The 18,143-nt window shown below is 71.4% G+C and carries 17 protein-coding genes; 9 read left to right on the top strand and 8 right to left on the bottom strand.

Going from position 1 to position 18,143, the window contains the following annotated elements:
* Positions 1-29: 29 nt before the first annotated feature.
* From hisI to hisH, 6 genes are read right to left on the bottom strand one after another with little or no spacing between them, the layout of a single operon-like run.
* Positions 30-380: a phosphoribosyl-AMP cyclohydrolase gene (hisI, locus tag ACNAYW_RS03725; protein WP_415848404.1), complete on the bottom strand. Its 351-nt coding sequence runs from the start codon at positions 378-380 to the stop codon at positions 30-32.
* Positions 377-1,153 carry an imidazole glycerol phosphate synthase subunit HisF gene (hisF, locus tag ACNAYW_RS03720; RefSeq protein ID WP_415848403.1) on the bottom strand — a complete coding sequence of 259 codons (777 nt, stop codon included), beginning with the start codon at positions 1,151-1,153 and terminating at the stop codon, positions 377-379. Before hisF ends, hisI begins: the two co-directional genes overlap by 4 nt.
* A 24-nt stretch (positions 1,154-1,177) precedes the next feature.
* Positions 1,178-2,041 (bottom strand): inositol monophosphatase family protein, encoded by an 864-nt coding sequence (locus ACNAYW_RS03715; RefSeq protein WP_415848402.1) that lies wholly within the window; start codon positions 2,039-2,041, stop codon positions 1,178-1,180.
* Positions 2,041-2,775 carry a bifunctional 1-(5-phosphoribosyl)-5-((5-phosphoribosylamino)methylideneamino)imidazole-4-carboxamide isomerase/phosphoribosylanthranilate isomerase PriA gene (gene priA / locus ACNAYW_RS03710; RefSeq protein ID WP_415848401.1) on the bottom strand — a complete coding sequence of 245 codons (735 nt, stop codon included), beginning with the start codon at positions 2,773-2,775 and terminating at the stop codon, positions 2,041-2,043. Before priA ends, ACNAYW_RS03715 begins: the two co-directional genes overlap by 1 nt.
* A gap of 9 nt (positions 2,776-2,784) precedes the next feature.
* Entirely contained in the window at positions 2,785-3,039 is a 255-nt protein-coding gene (locus tag ACNAYW_RS03705; protein WP_415848400.1) for a hypothetical protein, read from the bottom strand.
* The gene (hisH, locus tag ACNAYW_RS03700) at positions 3,036-3,665 is read right to left on the bottom strand and encodes an imidazole glycerol phosphate synthase subunit HisH (RefSeq protein WP_415848399.1); all 630 of its coding nucleotides are present in this window, start codon (positions 3,663-3,665) and stop codon (positions 3,036-3,038) included. The genes ACNAYW_RS03705 and hisH overlap by 4 nt, the downstream gene beginning before the upstream one ends.
* A gap of 56 nt (positions 3,666-3,721) precedes the next feature.
* Here hisH and ACNAYW_RS03695 point away from each other — a divergent pair, with 56 nt between their 5' ends.
* Complete coding sequence (locus ACNAYW_RS03695) at positions 3,722-4,246, top strand: hypothetical protein (protein ID WP_415848398.1); 525 nt, start codon at positions 3,722-3,724, stop codon at positions 4,244-4,246.
* A complete protein-coding gene (locus tag ACNAYW_RS03690) occupies positions 4,243-5,418 on the top strand; it encodes an alpha/beta hydrolase-fold protein (RefSeq protein WP_415848397.1) in 1,176 nt (391 codons plus the stop codon). The genes ACNAYW_RS03695 and ACNAYW_RS03690 overlap by 4 nt, the downstream gene beginning before the upstream one ends.
* Before the next feature lie 2 nt (positions 5,419-5,420).
* On the opposite strand, the gene ACNAYW_RS03685 is transcribed toward ACNAYW_RS03690, so the two are convergent.
* Complete coding sequence (locus ACNAYW_RS03685; protein ID WP_415848396.1) at positions 5,421-6,362, bottom strand: NADP-dependent oxidoreductase; 942 nt, start codon at positions 6,360-6,362, stop codon at positions 5,421-5,423.
* Between the two features lie 507 nt (positions 6,363-6,869).
* Entirely contained in the window at positions 6,870-7,634 is a 765-nt protein-coding gene (locus ACNAYW_RS03680) for an IclR family transcriptional regulator (protein WP_415848395.1), read from the bottom strand.
* A gap of 459 nt (positions 7,635-8,093) precedes the next feature.
* On the opposite strand from ACNAYW_RS03680, the gene ACNAYW_RS03675 reads away from it, so the two are divergent.
* The 7 genes from ACNAYW_RS03675 to ACNAYW_RS03645 all read left to right on the top strand — a co-directional run bounded on the left by ACNAYW_RS03675 (position 8,094) and on the right by ACNAYW_RS03645 (position 18,013).
* On the top strand, positions 8,094-9,575 hold the full coding sequence (locus ACNAYW_RS03675) for an NCS2 family permease (RefSeq protein WP_415848394.1): 1,482 nt from the start codon (positions 8,094-8,096) through the stop codon (positions 9,573-9,575).
* A 209-nt stretch (positions 9,576-9,784) separates the two neighbouring features.
* Positions 9,785-11,275, top strand: coding sequence for a xanthine dehydrogenase small subunit (locus tag ACNAYW_RS03670; RefSeq protein ID WP_415848393.1), 1,491 nt, complete (start codon positions 9,785-9,787; stop codon positions 11,273-11,275).
* Positions 11,272-13,716: a xanthine dehydrogenase molybdopterin binding subunit gene (gene xdhB / locus ACNAYW_RS03665; RefSeq protein ID WP_415848392.1), complete on the top strand. Its 2,445-nt coding sequence runs from the start codon at positions 11,272-11,274 to the stop codon at positions 13,714-13,716. The genes ACNAYW_RS03670 and xdhB overlap by 4 nt, the downstream gene beginning before the upstream one ends.
* Positions 13,717-13,723: 7 nt before the next feature.
* Positions 13,724-14,533 (top strand): xanthine dehydrogenase accessory protein XdhC, encoded by an 810-nt coding sequence (xdhC, locus tag ACNAYW_RS03660; protein ID WP_415848391.1) that lies wholly within the window; start codon positions 13,724-13,726, stop codon positions 14,531-14,533.
* Entirely contained in the window at positions 14,530-15,813 is a 1,284-nt protein-coding gene (guaD, locus tag ACNAYW_RS03655; protein ID WP_415848390.1) for a guanine deaminase, read from the top strand. The genes xdhC and guaD overlap by 4 nt, the downstream gene beginning before the upstream one ends.
* 107 nt (positions 15,814-15,920) lie before the next feature.
* Positions 15,921-17,195, top strand: coding sequence for a DUF6986 family protein (locus tag ACNAYW_RS03650; protein ID WP_415848389.1), 1,275 nt, complete (start codon positions 15,921-15,923; stop codon positions 17,193-17,195).
* Complete coding sequence (locus tag ACNAYW_RS03645) at positions 17,192-18,013, top strand: bifunctional allantoicase/(S)-ureidoglycine aminohydrolase (RefSeq protein WP_415848388.1); 822 nt, start codon at positions 17,192-17,194, stop codon at positions 18,011-18,013. The genes ACNAYW_RS03650 and ACNAYW_RS03645 overlap by 4 nt, the downstream gene beginning before the upstream one ends.
* The last annotated feature ends 130 nt before the right edge of the window (positions 18,014-18,143 follow it).

The following is an 18,143-nucleotide window of genomic DNA, read 5'->3' as shown; positions in this document are numbered from 1 at the left end:
GTCACGACCGGCGGTGACGACGCGCCGGATCAGCCCTCCGGGCCGAGCAGCAGATCCCCGTCGAAGCACGTGTGCGTGCCCGTGTGGCATGCGGGCCCGGTCTGCCGGACGGTGAGCAGGATGGTGTCGCCGTCGCAGTCGAGCCGCACGTCGCGGACCTCCTGCACGTGCCCCGACGTCTCTCCCTTGACCCACAGCTGCTTCCGCGAGCGCGAGTAGTACGTGCCCTTGCGGGTCGCCAGCGTGCGCGCGAGCGCCTCGTCGTTCATCCACGCCATCATGAGGACGTCGCCGGTGCCCTCCTCCTGGGCGATCGCGGCGACCAGGCCGTCGGCGTTGCGCTTGAGGCGGGCGGCGATGGCCCCGTCGAGCGCGGTCACCGTCGGACCACCAGTCCGTGGCCGGCCATCTCGTCCTTGACCTGCCCGATCGTCATGTCCCCGAAGTGGAAGACGCTGGCCGCGAGCACGGCGTCGGCGCCCGCCTCGACGGCCGGCCCGAAGTGATCGACCGCGCCCGCGCCGCCGGAGGCGATCACCGGGATGTGGACGGCCGCGCGGGCCGCGGTGATCATCCGCAGGTCGAAGCCCGCCTTGGTGCCGTCGGCGTCCATCGAGTTGAGCAGGATCTCCCCCACGCCGAGTTCCTCACCGCGGCGGGCCCATTCGATCGCGTCGATGCCGGTGCCCTTGCGGCCGCCGTGCGTGGTGACCTCCCAGCCCGACGGTGTCGGCTTCTCACCGTCCGGGACGGTGCGGGCGTCGACGGAGAGCACGATGCACTGGCTGCCGAACCGGTTGGACAGCTCGCGGAGCAGTTCCGGGCGGACGATCGCGGCGGTGTTCACGGAGACCTTGTCGGCACCGGCGCGCAGGAGGGTGTCGACGTCCTCGACCGACCGGACGCCGCCGCCGACGGTGAGCGGGATGAAGACCTGCTCGGCGGTGCGGCGCACCACCTCGAGCATGGTGCCGCGGCCGGAGCTCGAGGCGGTCACGTCGAGGAAGGTCAGCTCGTCGGCGCCCTGCGCGTCGTACGCAGCGGCCAGCTCGACGGGATCGCCCGCGTCGCGGAGGTTCTGGAAGTTGACGCCCTTGACGACGCGCCCGTCGTCGACGTCCAGGCACGGGATCACGCGCACGGCCACCGTCATCGGTACGACCTCCTTCGAAAGTGTCTAGTAGCTCAGGGTTCCGGAGTGCCCGGGGTCGCCGCGGTAGTCCGACGGTGCGCCCACGGAGCGGACGATGGCGAGCAACTCCTCGTGGACGCCGGGGGCCCCGGCGAGCACCGAGTCGGAGCCGACGTGCCAGTCCTCGCCCGCGAGGTCGGTGACGCGACCGCCGGCCGCGATGACCAGGGCCGCGCCCGCGGCGTTGTCCCACGGATGGTGACCGAAGACGACGGCGCCCCCGAGCGCGCCCGACGCCGTGTAGGCCAGATCGACGCCCGTCGAACCGAACTGTCGTACCCGGGCCACGCGTCGGGAGACCTCGCCGAGGATCGCGTACCGGTAGTCGCCGGGGAAGTGCCCGTTGCTGCCCCGGCTGAAACTGCCGACGGCGATCATCGCGTCGTCGAGCCCCGCGTCGCCCAGCGGGGGCAGCGCCTCGCCGCGGTTGCGGACCGGACCGGCGACGTGCCCGGCGAAGGCGTCGCCGACGAGCGGGAACCACGCGAGGCCCGCGACGGGCCGGCCGTCGTGGAGCAGCCCGAGCAGGGTGCCGGTGGCCGGGTACCCAGCGGAGTAGTTGAAGGTCCCGTCGATGGGGTCGAGCACCCAGACGGTGCCCTCGTCGACGGCGGGGCCGCCGAACTCCTCGCCGTGCACCGGCACGCCGGTCGCCTCGGCGACGGCCGCGGTGATGCGCCGCTCGAGTTCGAGGTCGAGGTCGGTGGCGAAATCGGCGGGTCCCTTCGCGACCGAGGCGGGCGCGCCGACGCCCTCCACGAAGCGGGGCGCGGCGGCGTCGAGGGCCTCACCGGCGAGGGCGAGGAGGCGGTCGGGGTCGGCCGTGAAGCCGTCCGGCAGGGCGGCCACTAGCGCGACACCGCGTCGAGCGCCTCGGGAAGGGTGAACCGTCCGGCGTAGAGCGCCTTGCCGATGATCGCGGAATCCACGCCCTGATCGACGAGCGTGGCGATCGCGGTCAGGTCCTCGAGCGCGGAGATGCCTCCGGAGGCGACGACGGGCGCGTCGGTCGCGGCGGCCACGGCCGACAGCAGATCGAGGTTCGGGCCGGTGAGGGTGCCGTCCTTGGAGACGTCGGTGACCACGTAGCGGCTGCAGCCGTCGTTGTTCAGGCGCTCGAGGACCTCCCACAGGTCGCCGCCGTCGGTGACCCAGCCGCGGCCGCGCAGCCGCCACTGACCGTCGAGCTGCTTGACGTCGAGGCCCACCGCGATCTTCTCGCCGTGGCGGGCGATCGCGCTCGCGCACCACTGCGGGTTCTCGATCGCCGCGGTACCGAGGTTCACGCGGGCGCATCCCGTCGCGAGCGCCGCCGCGAGGGAGTCGTCGTCGCGGATGCCGCCGGACAGCTCCACCTTGACGTCGAGCTCGCCGATGACGCCGGCCAGGAGCTCACGGTTGCTGCCCTTGCCGAAGGCGGCGTCGAGGTCGACGAGGTGGACCCACTCCGCCCCGTCGTTCTGCCAGGCGAGGGCGGCGTCGCGCGGCGAACCGTAGGCCGTCTCGCTGCCGGCCTCCCCCTGTACCAGGCGCACGGCCCGGCCCTCGGCGACGTCGACTGCGGGAAGAAGTACCAGACTCACGCGACCAGCCTAGTGCGTCGTGTCATCCGACTTTCCGGGCTCCCGGTCGTCGGCGTCCGCAGCGGCGCGCGCGACCATCGCCTTGGAGACGACGCCCATCGCCGCGACCGCGCCGAACAGGCCCACCGCGACGATCAGCAGCGAGATTCCGGTGCCCGGCCGCAGTACGTTCAGCAGGAGCACGCACAGTCCCAGGACCGCGACGGCCGCACCGACCGAGAACAGGGCGAGCCGGCCGAGCGAGAGTCCCTGCCGGCCGCTCACAGCGTGTCCACCCAGTTCCTCAGCAGCACCGCGCCGGCGTCGCCGCTCTTCTCGGGGTGGAACTGCGTGGCCCACAGCGGCCCGTTCTCCACGGCCGCGACGAACCGGCCCCCGTGGTCGGCCCACGTGACCTTCGGCGCGCGGATGTGATCGGCGATGTCGAGCTCCCACGTCTGGGCCGCGTACGAGTGCACGAAGTAGAAGCGGGTGTCGGCGTCCGTGCCGGCGAAGAGCTTCGACCCCTCGGCGGCCTCCACGGTGTTCCACCCCATGTGCGGCACGACCTCGGCCTGCAGGCGTTCGACGGTGCCTGGCCACTCGCCGCAGCCCTCGGTCTCGACGCCGAACTCGATGCCCTTCTCGAAGAGGATCTGCATGCCCACGCAGATCCCCATCACGGGGCGGCCGCCCGCGAGTCGCTCCCCGATGATCCGGTCGCCCTGCACCGCCTTGAGGCCCGCCATGCACGCCTCGTAGGCGCCGACGCCCGGGACGAGCAGGCCGTCGGCGGCGAGCGCGGTCTTCGCGTCCGCGGTCACGGTGACCTCGGCGCCGGCCCGCTCCATCGCGCGATGCGCGGACCGGATGTTGCCGGAGCCATAGTCGAGGATCGCCACCTTCTTCATGCAAGCAGCGTAATCGGCGCCGTTCACCGGCCGCACCGCAGTATTACGCTGGCGGCGTGGGGGTGTTCGACAGGGCGGACGAGGGCAGCGACGAGGCGCAGGCCTATCGCGCTGAGCTCGCGGCGGAGAACGACCGCCTCGCTGCGAAGGTGCTGCCGGTGCTGGCGATCGTGATCGGCGTCCTCGCCACCTGGGGCGCGATCACGATGGGGACGAACGTCGTCCGCGGGTTCGGCGAGCCGGTGCGCTGCGAGGGGCGTCTCATGGGGCCGTCGGATACCTGTTGGGCGGTCCTCACCAAGGGGAGGGCGACGTTCGAGTTGTTCGCGCCCACCGATGCGGCACCGGTCACCGACGTCGACGTGCAGCGGATCGCGGTCTCGCGCGGCAGCTACACCGCACCCTTCCCGTACGACTACGCGCGCACCCGGAGCATCCGGAAGAACGAGAAGTCGAACGACACCTTCGGCGCCGTCGTCCTCAGCGCTGCGGGAGCAGGGGCGTTCCTCGGGGCCTACGCGATCCGTCGCGGCGCACGTCGATCGCGCGATGACTCCGCACAGGCAGCCCGTCCCGCGTGAGCGACTACCCGCCGCGAACCACGGAAACGGGGCGTCGCAGCGTCACCGGCGGAGCGGATCCGATCCCCGGGGAGGAGCCGGCGGCACCGCGCGCGATCGGCAACCCAGTCATCACCGATCACCCGAGCGATCCGCAGCTGGTGCGGGCGCTGTTCGTGTGGCACGAAGAATCCGGTGATCCGCCCAGCGGCGTGTACCTGTGGGTGAACCGGCTGACCGACAAGGGGCATATCGATCGCGGCATGATGCGACCGCGCGGCGGCGGACTGTGGTTCGCCGAGCTCACCGTTCCCCGCGACGTCCTCGCCACGTATCGGTTCCTGCCGCTCTCAGCGGGTCAACCAGGGCAACAGCAGGTGCCCCCACCGCGCGAGTTGCTGCGCTTCGCGGAGGTCGATCCGGAGAACGCGACCGCCGCCGCGGGGTCGCCTTTCGGATCGGTCCTTGCGGGCCCTGCTGCGCCCGGAGTCGATGCCTGGACGTCGCCGGCGGCCGTCGCGTCGACCGTGGTCGACCGCACCGTCGATGTGGGCCCGGTTTCGGTGCGGTACCGGCTCGCCGTGCCACGCGGGCCGGTACCAGCGGATCTGCTCGTCGTCTTCGACGCGGACTCCTGGTTCGACCGGTTCCGCCTGCCGGACGTCCTCGCCGCCGCGGGCCGACGGTGCGCCGTCCTCGGGATCGACTCCCCCGCCGATCCCGCTGCGCGCCTCCGGTTTCTCAGCGCCCACGACGGCCTGTTCGAAGCGATGGAGGCGCAGGCGGTCCCCGACGCGCGTCATCGGATCGGCTCGGGCCGGGTGGTGGTCGCCGGTCAGAGCCTGGGTGGCCTCGCAGCACTCGCGTTCGCAGCGCGGAACCCCGATCTCGTCGACGAGGTCCTCACCTACTCGCCCTCGGTGTGGTGGCGCCCCGGCATCATCGGCCGCCCGGCGGACGTCACTGCGCGGCAGACCTGGGTCCATGATCTGGTCAGCCGGTGCCCGCCCGGCGCGTTCTCGATCCGTCTGGCGTCCGGGGCCTTCGAGGAGGAACTCACGCCGGGCGTGCGCGATCTGGCCACGACGGCCCAGGCCGCGGGCCACCTCGTCGAGCACACCGTCTACTCCGGCGGACACGACGAGGTCCAGTGGGCCGCTCACCTTCTCGCACATCTGGCGGCCACGCCGTAGTACTACGGGATCAGGATGAACTTCCCGATCGGGTGCGCCGCTTGCAATTCGGTGTGGGCGCGCGCGGCGTCGGCGAGGGGGAAGGTCTTCGCGACCGCGTTCACCAGCTTCCCCTCGCCTGCGAGGTCGAGCAGCGGTCCACGGGCCTCGTCGCGGATGCGGGCACTGTCCGGGTCGGGCCCACCGATCGCGCGGAAGCCGTCCTGCGCGGCGCGGCCGAACCCCGCGATCGTGACGATCCGCTTCCGGTCGGCGACGAGCGTGAGGGATACATCCGCCGCCTCGTCGGTGCCGACCGTGTCGATGGCCGCGCTCACGCCCTCCGGCGCGGCCGCGCGCACGCGTTCCGCCAGTCCGTCGCCGTACTCGACGGGGATCGCTCCGAGGCCGCGGAGGTACTCGTGGTTCGCCGCGCGCGCCGTACCGATCACCGTGGCGCCGCGCAGCCGCGCGAGTTGCACGGCCAGCAGGCCGACCCCGCCGGCGGCGCCGTGGATCAGTACGGTGTCGCCCGCAGCGACGCCGATGCGCTCGATCGCATCCCACGCGGTGGCGCCCGTGAGCAGGAGCCCTGCCGCGTCCTCCCAGCTCACCCCCGCCGGCTTCGGCAGCACCGCCTGCGCCGGTTGGATCGCGGCCGAGGCGTAGACACCGTTGCCCCGGTAGACGACGACCTCATCGCCGACGGAGATCGGCCCCCGAGGCCCCACCGGGTCGGGGCCGACGGCGGTCACCACCCCGGCGCCCTCGCTCCCGACCGGTTGCGGCAGCGTCGACGGGTCGTCGCCGTACGCTCCGCTGTAGAGCTTGTAGTCGATGGGGTTGACGCCGATCGCCCGGAATTCGACGACCACCTCGCCCGGGCCCGGAGCGGGCAGCTCCCGCTCGATCACCGCGAGGACCTCCGGCCCTCCGAACGCCTGTGCCACTACTGTTTTCGCCATGCTCTACCCAACCGCGCCCGGCCTCGGTCCATTCCGGTTCGGCTCATCGGGACGGAAATCGGCGTACACACCTACGCTGTCCTCGCGGAGACGGGAGATGCATCGAGGCGACACGTGCCTCGTCGTCGACCGCTCACGCTCGACGGACGTCGAGGATCTCGTCCGCGCCGGCGAGGCGCCTCGGGAACTCAGGGTTCTCCGCGAGAACGGGAGCATCAGCGTCGGCACGCCGATGTCGTACGACCGGATGAGCCACAAGCGATCCGGGGACGGACGCGCCGCGTTGGCGGTCTCGGTCGTCCTCTTCGCGATGGCGGCCGTCACGACAGCGATCTTCGCGGGGACGTTCGCACCCGTCCGTCGCACGATGGGCCGTCTCCGCGCCTCGGCACGGTCCGCTCGACGAGCGAGGCCCCGTAGCCGGACCGCACGGATCCTCTGGGGGCGCGGCACCGACGCGGATCCGAACTGATCCCGCGCGCACACGTTCCGCGCCGAAGGAGCGACTCAGATCTCCCGGGCGCCGATGAGGGCGTCGGAGATGATGCCGGTGGCGCGTTCGAGGGCGGGGATCGCACGGTCGACGAAGTCGTCGCTCAGGCGGGAGACGGGGCCGGAGATGCCGACGGCCATCGGGGTCGGCGCGCCGGGCACCGCCATGGCGTAGCAGCGCACGCCCACCTCCTGCTCCTCGTCGTCGATCGAGTAGCCCCGCGCGCGGACCTTCTCGACCTCGGCGAACACGCCGGACAGCGTGCTGACACTGTTCGGGGTCGGCGCGGGGATCCCGGCCTGCCCGATGAGCTTGACGATCCGGGCGTCGTCGAGTTCGGCGAGCACCGCCTTGCCGACCCCGCTGTTGTGCAGGTTGACGCGGCGCCCGGCCTCGTTGTTGGTACGCATGCTGTGCTGCGACGGCACCTGCCCGGTGTAGATCACCATGTCGCCGTCGAGCACCGCGAGGCTCGCGGTCTCCTCGAGCTCGTCGACCAGGGCCTGCAGCACGGGCACGGCGACGGCGCCGAGTTGGCGGTTGGCGACCTCGCCGAGCCGGATCAACCGCGGCCCGAGCGCGTAGCGCCGGTTGGGCAGTTGCCGGACGTACCCGATCCCCACGAGCGTCCTCAGCAGGCGGTGAATCGTCGGCGGGGGCAGCGGCGTGCCGGCCGACAGTTCGCTGAGCGAGCACTCGCCGCCGGCGCGCCCCATGAGCTCGAGCAGCTCGAACGCGCGCTCCACCGACTGCACGCCGGACGTGGATTTCCCCGCCATGATCGCCTCCCCGGACGTCTGGTCGTTTGCTGTTCCAATCCCGACGGTACGCGCACCATTCCATCTTGCGTTCCGTATTGCGGTATTGATTTCACTCCACCGTCGACGACGCCGCCGAACCATGCCTGTCGACCGAAACTTCTGCGCCACGATACGGAAGCGTCCTCGGCCAGTGCGACTCGACAGAACGTCGCTCGATCCGGCCCGCCCGAGCGGCAAGCGTTGTCGCACGGCGGAAGTCGCCGAGAACCGTGGACAACTTCTTCTTGACAGCCCTTGAGGTGCGTGCTTCACTCGACGTGATCGGAATCACATTTCCGATGGGCGGAACGCACATCTGCGGAGCCCCGCACGATCGCCACCACGCATCGTCTTCGATCATCCCCATCTGTACATCGCTCCCCGGAGCGCCTGAACGCGACGGGCCCGTGCCCGGCGTTCCGGACCGAGAGGACCATCATGACCAGCCAGCAAGAGCAGAGCGGGGCCGACGAACGCGTCGAAGCTCCCCCGAGCGCCAGCTCGCCGTTCCTGGACCGCTTCTTCGAGATCACCCGCCGCGGGTCGACGATCCCCAGGGAGATCCGGGGCGGACTCGTCACCTTCGTCGCCATGGCGTACATCGTCGTGCTCAATCCGCTCATCCTCAGCAGCTCGTCCGACGCGCTCGAGAACAAGCTCGGATTCGTGCAGGTCACGGCGGTGACCGGCCTGACGGCGGGCGTCATCACGATCCTGTTCGGCCTCGTCGCGCGACTGCCGTTCGCGCTCGCCGCCGGCCTCGGCATGAACTCGTTCCTCGCGGTGGCAGTGGTCAAGGACGTCACGTGGCCCGAGGCGATGGGCCTGGTGATCATCAACGGCGTCATCATCGTCGTGCTGGGCGCCACGGGCATCCGGACCGCGATCTTCCGCGCCGTACCCGCCGAGCTGAAGACGGCGATCACCGTCGGCATCGGCCTCTTCATCGCCTTCATCGGCTTCGTGAACTCGGGCTTCGTCACGCGGACGCCCGCGGGCCCGCCGGTGCAGCTCGGCCACGACGGATCGATCGACGCGATCCCCACGGCCGTCTTCATCTTCGCCCTGCTGCTGATCGCGGTCCTCGTCTCGCGCCGCGTGCCGGGCGCCATCCTCATCGGCATGATCGTGGCCACCCTCGCGGCGATCGTCATCCAGCACTTCGCGAAGCTCGGCACCGTCGGCGACCCGAACCACCCGGACCCCAAGGGCTGGAACCTCAGCGCACCCGAACTGCCGAGTCAGATCGTCGCCCTCCCCGACTTCGGCCTGATCGGCCAGTTCGACCTGTTCGGCGCCTTCGAGCGGGTCGGCGCGCTCGCGGCCACGATGCTCGTGTTCACGCTGGTCTTCACCAACTTCTTCGACGCCATGGGCTCGATGACGGGCCTGGCCCGTCAGGCGGGCGTCGGCCAGGCGGACGGAACCTTCCCCCGGATCCGCTCCGCCTTCGTGGTCGAGGGCCTCGGCGCGGTCGCCGGCGGCGCGTCGTCCGGCTCGTCGAACACCGTCTTCGTCGACTCCGCGGCCGGTATCGCGGAGGGCGCACGTACCGGGCTCGCGGCCTGCGTCACCGGAGTCCTGTTCCTGGGCTCGATGTTCTTCGCGCCGCTCATCGGCGTGATCCCGATGGAGGTCGGCGCGGCGGCACTGGTGGTCGTCGGATCGATGATGGTCGCGCAGATCCGGGAGATCGACTTCACCCACTTCTCGGTGGCGCTGCCCGCCTTCCTCACCATCGTCACCATGCCGCTGACCTACTCGATCGCCAACGGCATCGGCGTGGGCTTCATCACCTGGGCGCTCCTGAGCGTCCTCAGCGGTCGCGACGAGAAGTCGCACTGGCTACTGTGGGCGGTCTCGGTCGGCTTCATCCTGTACTTCGTCCGAGGACCCATCACCACGCTGATCGGAGGCTGACCTGCAACGACGCAGGAGCCAGCCAGACAACCCCATCCTGCAACTCCGTGATGCGGAAAGAAGATTCCGAAATCCCTTTCCAGATGTGACCCCCATCACGTACTATGAAATGCACTGGATCGTGTTCGCATGGAAAACCAGCGGTCCAGCTCAGCCTCGCAAACCATGCCTGTCGGAACCGCGTGCCGCGGTTCAGTAGGGATGCAGCGGTGACCGAAACGCTGACCGGATGTCATGTGACCGTGAACGGTCGATCCCGACCCTTCACCGGCCCGGCGCACACGAGTGCCCTCGACTGGCTGCGCGATCAAGGCCTCACCGGGGCCAAGGAGGGCTGCGCCGAGGGGGAATGCGGCGCCTGCTCGATCCTCGTCGCCCGTCCGGGGGACGCCGACACTGCGGACGACCGCACCCGGTGGACCGCGATCAACGCCTGCCTCACCCCCGCCGCCGCCCTGGCCGGCCAGGAGGTGATCACCTCCGAGGGACTCGGCGGGCCCGACGACCTGCACCCCGTGCAGACCGCGATGGCGCTGCGGGGCGGCTCCCAGTGCGGCTACTGCACTCCCGGCTTCGTCTGCAGCATGGCAGCCGAGTTCTACCGCCCCGATCGAGCCCCGTCCGGCGCAGCAGCCGGCGAAGGCGGCGCCTGCGGCGGACACGACGAGGAGCACGGCTCCAACGGCTTCGACCTGCACTCGCTCTCCGGAAACCTCTGCCGCTGCACCGGCTATCGGCCGATCAAGGACGCGGCCTACGGCCTCCCCGCGGAGCCCGGGGCCGACGATCCCCTCGCCGCCCGCCGCACGACGCCGGCCCCCGCGGCCGCGCCCACGACGGTCTCGGGCCCGCAGGGACGTTTCGTCCGGCCCGCGGCCCTCGACGACGTCCTCGAACTCCTCGCCGGCGAGGAGCCCCCAGTCCTCGTCGCCGGATCCACCGACTTCGGCGTCGACGTGAACCTCAAGGGGCGCCGGGAACCCTTCGTCGTCGCCATCGACCGCCTGCCGGAGCTCCGCGAGTTGCGCTGGGAACACGACGAACTCGAGATCGGAGCGGCGCTCACGCTGTCGGAGATCGAGCGCCGCCTCGGCGGCCGCGTGCCGCTGCTCGCGCAGACCTTCCCGCAGTTCGCCTCGCGGCTGATCCGCAACGCCGCGACGCTGGGCGGCAACCTCGGGACGGGATCGCCGATCGGCGACACCCCGCCCGCGCTGCTCGCGCTGGACGCCCGCCTCGTGCTCGCCTCCCGCGGCGGGGAGCGCACCGTCGCACTCGCCGACTACTTCACCGGTTACCGCGCGACGGTGCGCCGCCCCGACGAGCTCATCAAGGCGATTCGCATCCCGCTGCCGCTGAGTCCCGTCACCGCGTTCCACAAGATCGCCAAGCGGCGTTTCGACGACATCTCCAGCGTCGCGGTCGCCTTCGCGCTGACCGTGGAGGCCGGAACGGTCACCCGCGCCGCGATCGGGCTCGGCGGCGTCGCCGCGACGCCGCTGCGCGCCACCACCACCGAGCAGGCCCTCATCGGGCGCCCCTGGTCCGAGGCCACCGTGCGCGACGCCGCCGCGGTGCTCAGCGCCGAGGGGACCCCCATGGACGATCACCGCGCCTCCGGCCGCTACCGCACCGCCATGCTCGGCCGCTCGCTCGAGAAGCTGTTCACCGACATCACGGCTCGAGGGGAGCTGTCATGAGCCACCTGTCCGAACGTCCCGCGAATCCCGTCGTCGGGCAGGACGTCCCGCACGAGAGCGCCACTCTCCACGTGACCGGAGCAGCCCTGTACACGGACGACCTCGTCGGCCGCACCCCCGGCGCCCTGCACGCCCATCCCGTCCAGTCGAACTGCGCCCACGCCCGCATCGTCTCGATCGACGTCGAACCGGCGCTCCGCGTTCCGGGCGTCGTCCGCGTCCTGACCGCGGCCGACGTCCCCGGCGTCAACGACGCCGGCGTCAAGCACGACGAGCCCCTGTTCCCCGAGAACGAGGTGATGTTCTACGGGCACGCCGTGTGCTGGGTGCTCGGCGAGACCCTCGAAGCCGCGCGCCTGGGCGCCGCCGCGGTGCGGCTCGACCTGGAACCGCTCCCCTCGCTCATCGCCGTCGGCGACGCCATCGCCGCGGAGAGCTTCCACGGCGCCCGCCCGACGGTGCGCCGAGGCGACCTCGAGGCCGGATTCGCCGAGGCGGCGCACGTCTTCAGCGGCGAGTTCGAGTTCGCGGGCCAGGAGCACTTCTACCTGGAGACGCACGCCTCCCTCGCCCAGGTGGACGAGAGCGGCCAGATCTTCGTCCAGTCCAGCACCCAGCATCCGTCGGAGACGCAGGACATCGTGGCGCACGTGCTGGGCCTGCCCAGCAACGCCGTCACGGTGCAGTGTCTACGCATGGGCGGCGCCTTCGGCGGTAAGGAGATGCAGCCGCACGGCTTCGCCGCCATCGCCGCCCTCGGCGCCACGCTCACGGGTCGCCCGGTGCGGCTGCGCCTGGACCGCACCCAGGACATGACCATGTCCGGCAAGCGGCACGGCTTCCACGCCGCCTGGCGCGTCGGCTTCGACGCCGACGGGCGCATCACCGCCCTGGAATCCACGCTGACCGCTGACGGCGGGTGGAGTCTCGACCTCTCCGAGCCGGTGCTCGCCCGCGCCCTGTGCCACATCGACAACGCCTACTGGATCCCGAACATCGCGGTCCACGGTCGGATCGCCAAGTGCCACAAGACCTCGCAGACCGCGTTCCGCGGATTCGGTGGACCGCAGGGCATGCTCGTCATCGAGGACATCCTCGGCACGTGCGCCCCGCGCCTCGGCGTGCCCGCGCGCGAACTGCGGCGCCGAAACTTCTACGGCGACGGCCAGACCACGCCGTACGGCCAGCCCGTGCGGCACGCCGACCGCGTCCGCACCGCCTGGGAGCAGGTCGTCGATGCGGGCGAGGTCGAGGCGCGCGAGGCCGAGATCGCCGCGTTCAACGCGGCGCATCCGCACGTCAAGCGGGCCCTGGCGCTGACCCCGGTGAAGTTCGGAATCTCCTTCAACCTCACCGCGTTCAACCAGGCCGGCGCACTGGTGCTCGTCTACAAGGACGGGTCGGTGCTGATCAATCACGGCGGCACCGAGATGGGGCAGGGCCTGCACACCAAGATGCTGCAGGTGGCCGCGACGACGCTGGGCGTGCCGTTGTCGCGGGTCCGGCTCGCGCCGACCCGGACGGACAAGGTGCCCAACACCTCCGCCACGGCCGCCAGCTCGGGCGCGGACCTCAACGGCGGCGCCGTGAAGAACGCGTGCGAACAGATCCGGGACCGCCTCGCGGCCGTCGCCGCATCGCTCATCGGCACGAACCCCTCGGACGTGCGGTTCAGCGACGGCGCGATCAGCGGGCTCGGCGCGTCCGCGCAGACGCTCACGTGGGAGGAAGTGGTGCACGCCGCCTACTTCCAGCGCGTGCAGTTGTCCGCCTCGGGCTACTACCGCACCGAGGGCCTGCACTGGGACGCAAAAGCGATGCAGGGCGAGCCCTTCAAGTACTTCGCCTACGGCGTGGCCGCCAGCGAGGTCGAGGTGGACGGCTTCACCGGCGCCTACCGCCTGCGGCGCGTGGACATCGTGCACGACGTGGGCGACTCGCTCTCCCCCATGATCGACATCGGGCAGATCGAGGGCGGCTTCGTCCAGGGCGCCGGATGGCTCACCCTCGAGGATCTCCGCTGGGACAAGAGCGACCGTCCCACGCGAGGCAGGCTGCTCACGCAGTCGGCCAGCACCTACAAGCTGCCGAGCTTCTCGGAGATGCCACCGGACTTCCGAGTCTCGTTGCTGGACAAAGCGCACGAGGACGGTGCGGTGTACGGATCGAAGGCCGTCGGCGAACCGCCGCTCATGCTCGCCTTCTCCGTCCGCGAGGCCCTGCGCCAGGCGGCCGCCGCCTTCGGCCCGCCCGGGACCTCCGTCGAGCTGGCCTCCCCCGCGACGCCGGAGGCCGTGTACTGGGCGGTCGAGGCCGCGCGCGCCGCGGCGCCGACGCCCGCGCCCGCCCCGGCCGGGCCGGAGGGGAACGGGCACCGTCGGACCGCGGTTCCGGTGGCCGGATCCGTGCCGGCGCCGACGGCTCCCGCCCCGCTCGGCTGAGTCCGCCATGACCTGGCTGGGCGACGCCGCCCGCCTGCGCCGGCAGCGCGTCCCCGCGGTCCTGATCACGCAGATCGGGGTCCGCGGGCACGCACCGCGGGAGGCGGGCGCCAAGATGATCGCCACCGCCGACGGCGAATTCGGCACGATCGGCGGCGGCAACCTGGAACTGACGGCCATCGACCGGGCCCGGGAGATGCTGCGCGACGCTGTCACGGCCCCCGAGACCGTCACCCTGCGACTGAACGACAAGGCCCGCAACCGGCACGGGCGCCAATGCTGCGGAGGCGAGGTGGTCCTCTTGTTCGAACCGCTGCCGGTGGTACCGGCCGTCGCGATCTTCGGGGTCGGCCACGTGGGCCTCGAACTCGCGCGCATCCTCTCCCGCCACGACGTCGAGCTGTACCTCACCGACTCACGTCCCGAGCAGATCGACGCCGCGCGGGCCCTGGAACCCGGCGAGGCGACCGTGCACCTCCGGCACTCGATGCTGCCCGAGGAGGTCCTGGAGGACCTGCCGCAGGGCTGCCACGTGCTCATCATGACCCACGACCACGCCGAGGACTTCAGCCTCTGCGACCAGGTGCTGCGCACCGCCGGTCTCGGCAGCGTCGGGCTGATCGGCTCGGCCGCGAAGTGGACCCGGTTCCGCGCCATGCTCGCCGACGCCGGACACGACGCACCGACCATCGACACCATCCAATCCCCCATCGGGCTGAGCACCCTGGGCGGCAAGCACCCGGCGACCATCGCCGTGAGTGTGGCCGCGGACCTGCTCACCCGCTTTCCCGCCCTCGCTCAAGGAGACCCCGCATGATCATCTACCGCTGCCGCGTCCTGGACACCCCCGACGACCCGTTCACGGGTGGCGCACTCCGCGCGGCCGACGACGCGGGGCTGGCCGTCGAGGACGGCGTCATCGTCGACCGCGGCGACTTCCGGGCCGTCGCGGACCGCCGCCCGACGGCGGAGGTCGTGGACCTGCGCGACGGCGTGCTGCTGCCCGGCATGGTGGACACGCACGTCCACTACCCCCAGATCCGCGCGATCGGCGGGCTGGGCATGCCGCTACTGGACTGGCTCGATCAGTGCGCACTGCCCGAGGAGTGCAAGCTCGCCGACACGGAGTACGCCCGCACCGTCGCGCAGGAGTTCCTCACCGGCCTCACCGCCGCCGGCACCACGACCGCGCTGGTCTTCGGCTCGCACTTCGCCGATGCCGTCGATGCGCTGTTCACGGAGGCCGACCGCGTCGGGGTGCGGGTCACCGCGGGACTGGTCACCAGCGACCGGAACCTCCCGGAGCCGCTGCTGAGCACCCCGGAGCGGTCCTACGACGAGGGCCGCAAACTCGCGGAGCGCTGGCACGGGCACCGTCGACTCCGCTACGCCGTCACGCCGCGATTCTCGTACTCGACGTCGCCCGAGATGCTGGCGAGCGGCGCGGCGCTCATCGAGGACGTCCCCGGACTCTGGTTCACCTCGCACGTCAACGAGAACCCCGCGGAGATCGCGGCGGTCATCGAGCAGTTCCCGGGTTCGGCGAACTACCTCGACACCTATCACCGGCACGGACTGATCCACGAGCGCTCCGTCCTCGCCCACAACGCCCACCCGTCCGACTCCGAGCTGGCCCTGATGGCGTCGACCGGCGCCTCCGTCGCCCACTGCCCGACGTCCAACTCGGCCCTCGCCAGCGGCTCCTTCCCGCTGCGCCGGCATCTCGATCACGGCGTCCAGGTCGCCCTCGGCACGGATGTGGGTGCGGGCAGCGGCTTCTCGCTGTTCAAGGAGGGCCTGCAGGCCTACTTCATGCAGCAGCTCCTGCAGGGGGACGGCGTCCCCCTCACCGCGGCGCACCTGCTGCACCTCGCGACCCGGGCCGGCGCGACCGCCCTGGGGCTCGACGAGGTGGGCGACCTGTCCGTCGGGCGCGAGTTCGATGCGATCCTGGTGCGGCCGTCGGCCGGCTGTCCGCTCGACGTGTGTCTGCGGCACGCCGAGTCCGCCGAGAACGCCCTCGCGAAGATCTTCTCCCTCGCCACGCCGAACGACGTCGTGCGCGTGTGGATCGGTGGCGACGAGGTGGCCGCGTAACCCGCAGCGTCGGGGACCACGTCGCGAAAATCCTTGTGTGGAGCACAGAACCCGCGTAGACTCCACCATACGGAATTACTTTTCCATTCACTTCAGACGGAGGTCCCATGCCCAGCCGCTCGCTCACCGACGACGCCCTGGCCGCGATCGAGCGTCGGCTGGCCGCCACTGACGACCTCCTGGCCCGGGGCTATCCGGGCGACGACGGCCGCCGCCAGCCGGTGCACACCGTCTACCTGCCGGCGGACCGGTTCACCCCCACGACCGCACAGGAGTGGGGCGAGCAGGCCCTCGCGGCGGCGGACGCCGCGGGCGGCCTCGCGGAGGTCGCGCGCACCGTCGGCCTGGACGACCCCGATCTTCCGGACCTGGTGCGGCGCAAGCTGACCGACGAGCCGATCGAGGACCTCCGACTCGACTTCGAGGACGGCTACGGCGATCGCGGCGACGAGGCGGAGGACGCCGACGTCGCCCGCGCCGTCGAAGCCGTCGCGGCCGCAGTCCGCGGGGGCTCCGCACCGCCCTTCGTCGGCATCCGGTTCAAGTGTCTGGAGGCTCCCGTCCGCGCCCGCGGCCTGCGGACCCTCGACCTGTTCGTCAGCGGCCTCGCCGCCGGCGGCCCCCTGCCCCAGGGCCTGACCATCACGCTGCCGAAGGTCACCACGGTCGGCCAGGTCGAGGCGATGGTCGCCGCCAGCCGGGCGCTCGAGGAGGCCCTGGGCCTGGACGAACGCCGGCTCCGGTTCGAGGTGCAGGTCGAGACCCCGCAGGTGATCCTCGGCGCCGACGGCACGGCGCCCGTCACGACGCTGCTGCACGCCGCCGACGGCCGGGTGACCTCGCTGCACTACGGCACGTACGACTACTCCGCCTCGCTCGGCATCGCCGCGCAGTACCAGTCGATGGAGCACCCGGCCGCGGACCACGCCAAGAACGTCATGCAGCTCGCGATAGCCGGCACGGGCGTGCACATGTCGGACGGCTCGACCAACATCCTGCCGATCGGCGACCCCGCCCATGTGGCCGACGCCTGGCGGCTGCACGCCCGTCTCGTCCGACGTCACCTCGAGCGCGGCATCTACCAGGGCTGGGACTTGCACCCGGCACAGCTCGTCACCCGCTTCCTGGCGACCTACGCCTTCTACCGCGACGGCTTCCCCGCCGCCGCGACGCGGCTGCGGAACTACGTGCACCGCATCGATTCCGCGATCCTCGACGAGCCTGCCACGGCCCGCGCGCTCGCGTCCTTCATCCATCGCGGCGTGACCTGCGGGGCGGTCACCGCCGCCGAGGTCGCGTCGGCCGCCGAGGTCGCCGTCGAGACGGTGCGCGACCTCGCCCTGAACCGCTCCACCACCATCCAGTCCGAGGAGACCCGATGAGCTCGTCCGCACCCGTCTACTACTCGCCGCAGGGCGGCCATCCGCCGCAGACGGACCTGCTCACGGATCGCGCGATCGTGACGGAGGCCTACACGGTGATCCCGCGCGGCGTCATGCGCGACATCGTGACGTCGGTCTTCCCCGGCTGGACGAACACCCGCGCGTGGGTCCTCAACCGGCCCGTCGCCGGCGGGTCGACCACGTTCGCGCAGTCCATCGTCGAGGTCTCGCCCGGCGGCGGCTCGGAGGCTCCGGAGCCCCAGGCCGAGGTGCAGAGCTTCCTGCTCGTCACCCAGGGCGCGCTGCAGGTGACCATCGACGGCGAGGCGCACACGCTCACCGAGGGCGGCTACGCCTACATCCCCGCCGGCACCCCCTGGTCGGTCGCGAACACCGCCGACGGCGCCGCCGTCTTCCAGTGGATCCGCAAGCGCTACGAGCCGCTCGCCGGGCACACCCCCCGCGTCGCGGTCGGCAACGAGCGCGACATCGAGCCCTCGCCCATGCCGGGCACCGACAACAAGTGGCGCACCACCCGGATCCTGGATCCGCAGGACCTCGCGTACGACATGCACTGCAACATCGTGACGTTCGAGCCGGGCGCGTCGATCCCGTTCGCGGAGACGCACGTGATGGAACACGGGCTGTACGTCCTCGAGGGCAAGGCCGTGTACCGCCTCAACGGCGACTGGGTCGAGGTGCAGGAGGGCGATTACATGTCGCTGCGCGCCTTCTGCCCCCAGGCCTGCTACGCCGGCGGACCGTCGAACTTCCGGTACCTGCTCTACAAGGACGTCAACCGCCAGATCGTCCTGTAGGACGCCGATACGACGGTGCCCCTCCCGATTCCGGGAGGGGCACCGTCGTTCTCTGAGCCCGGGTGCGTCACCGGGTGAGCAACGGCCCGGTCGGCGCCTCGGTCGCGAACCGCGCCGCCTGGGTCCCACT

It is taken from the genome of Tsukamurella ocularis, assembly GCF_965138335.1.
Lineage (GTDB): Bacteria > Actinomycetota > Actinomycetes > Mycobacteriales > Mycobacteriaceae > Tsukamurella > Tsukamurella ocularis_A.
Note: the sequence above shows the minus strand (reverse complement) of the source record. Positions and strands in the feature narration are given on the sequence as shown.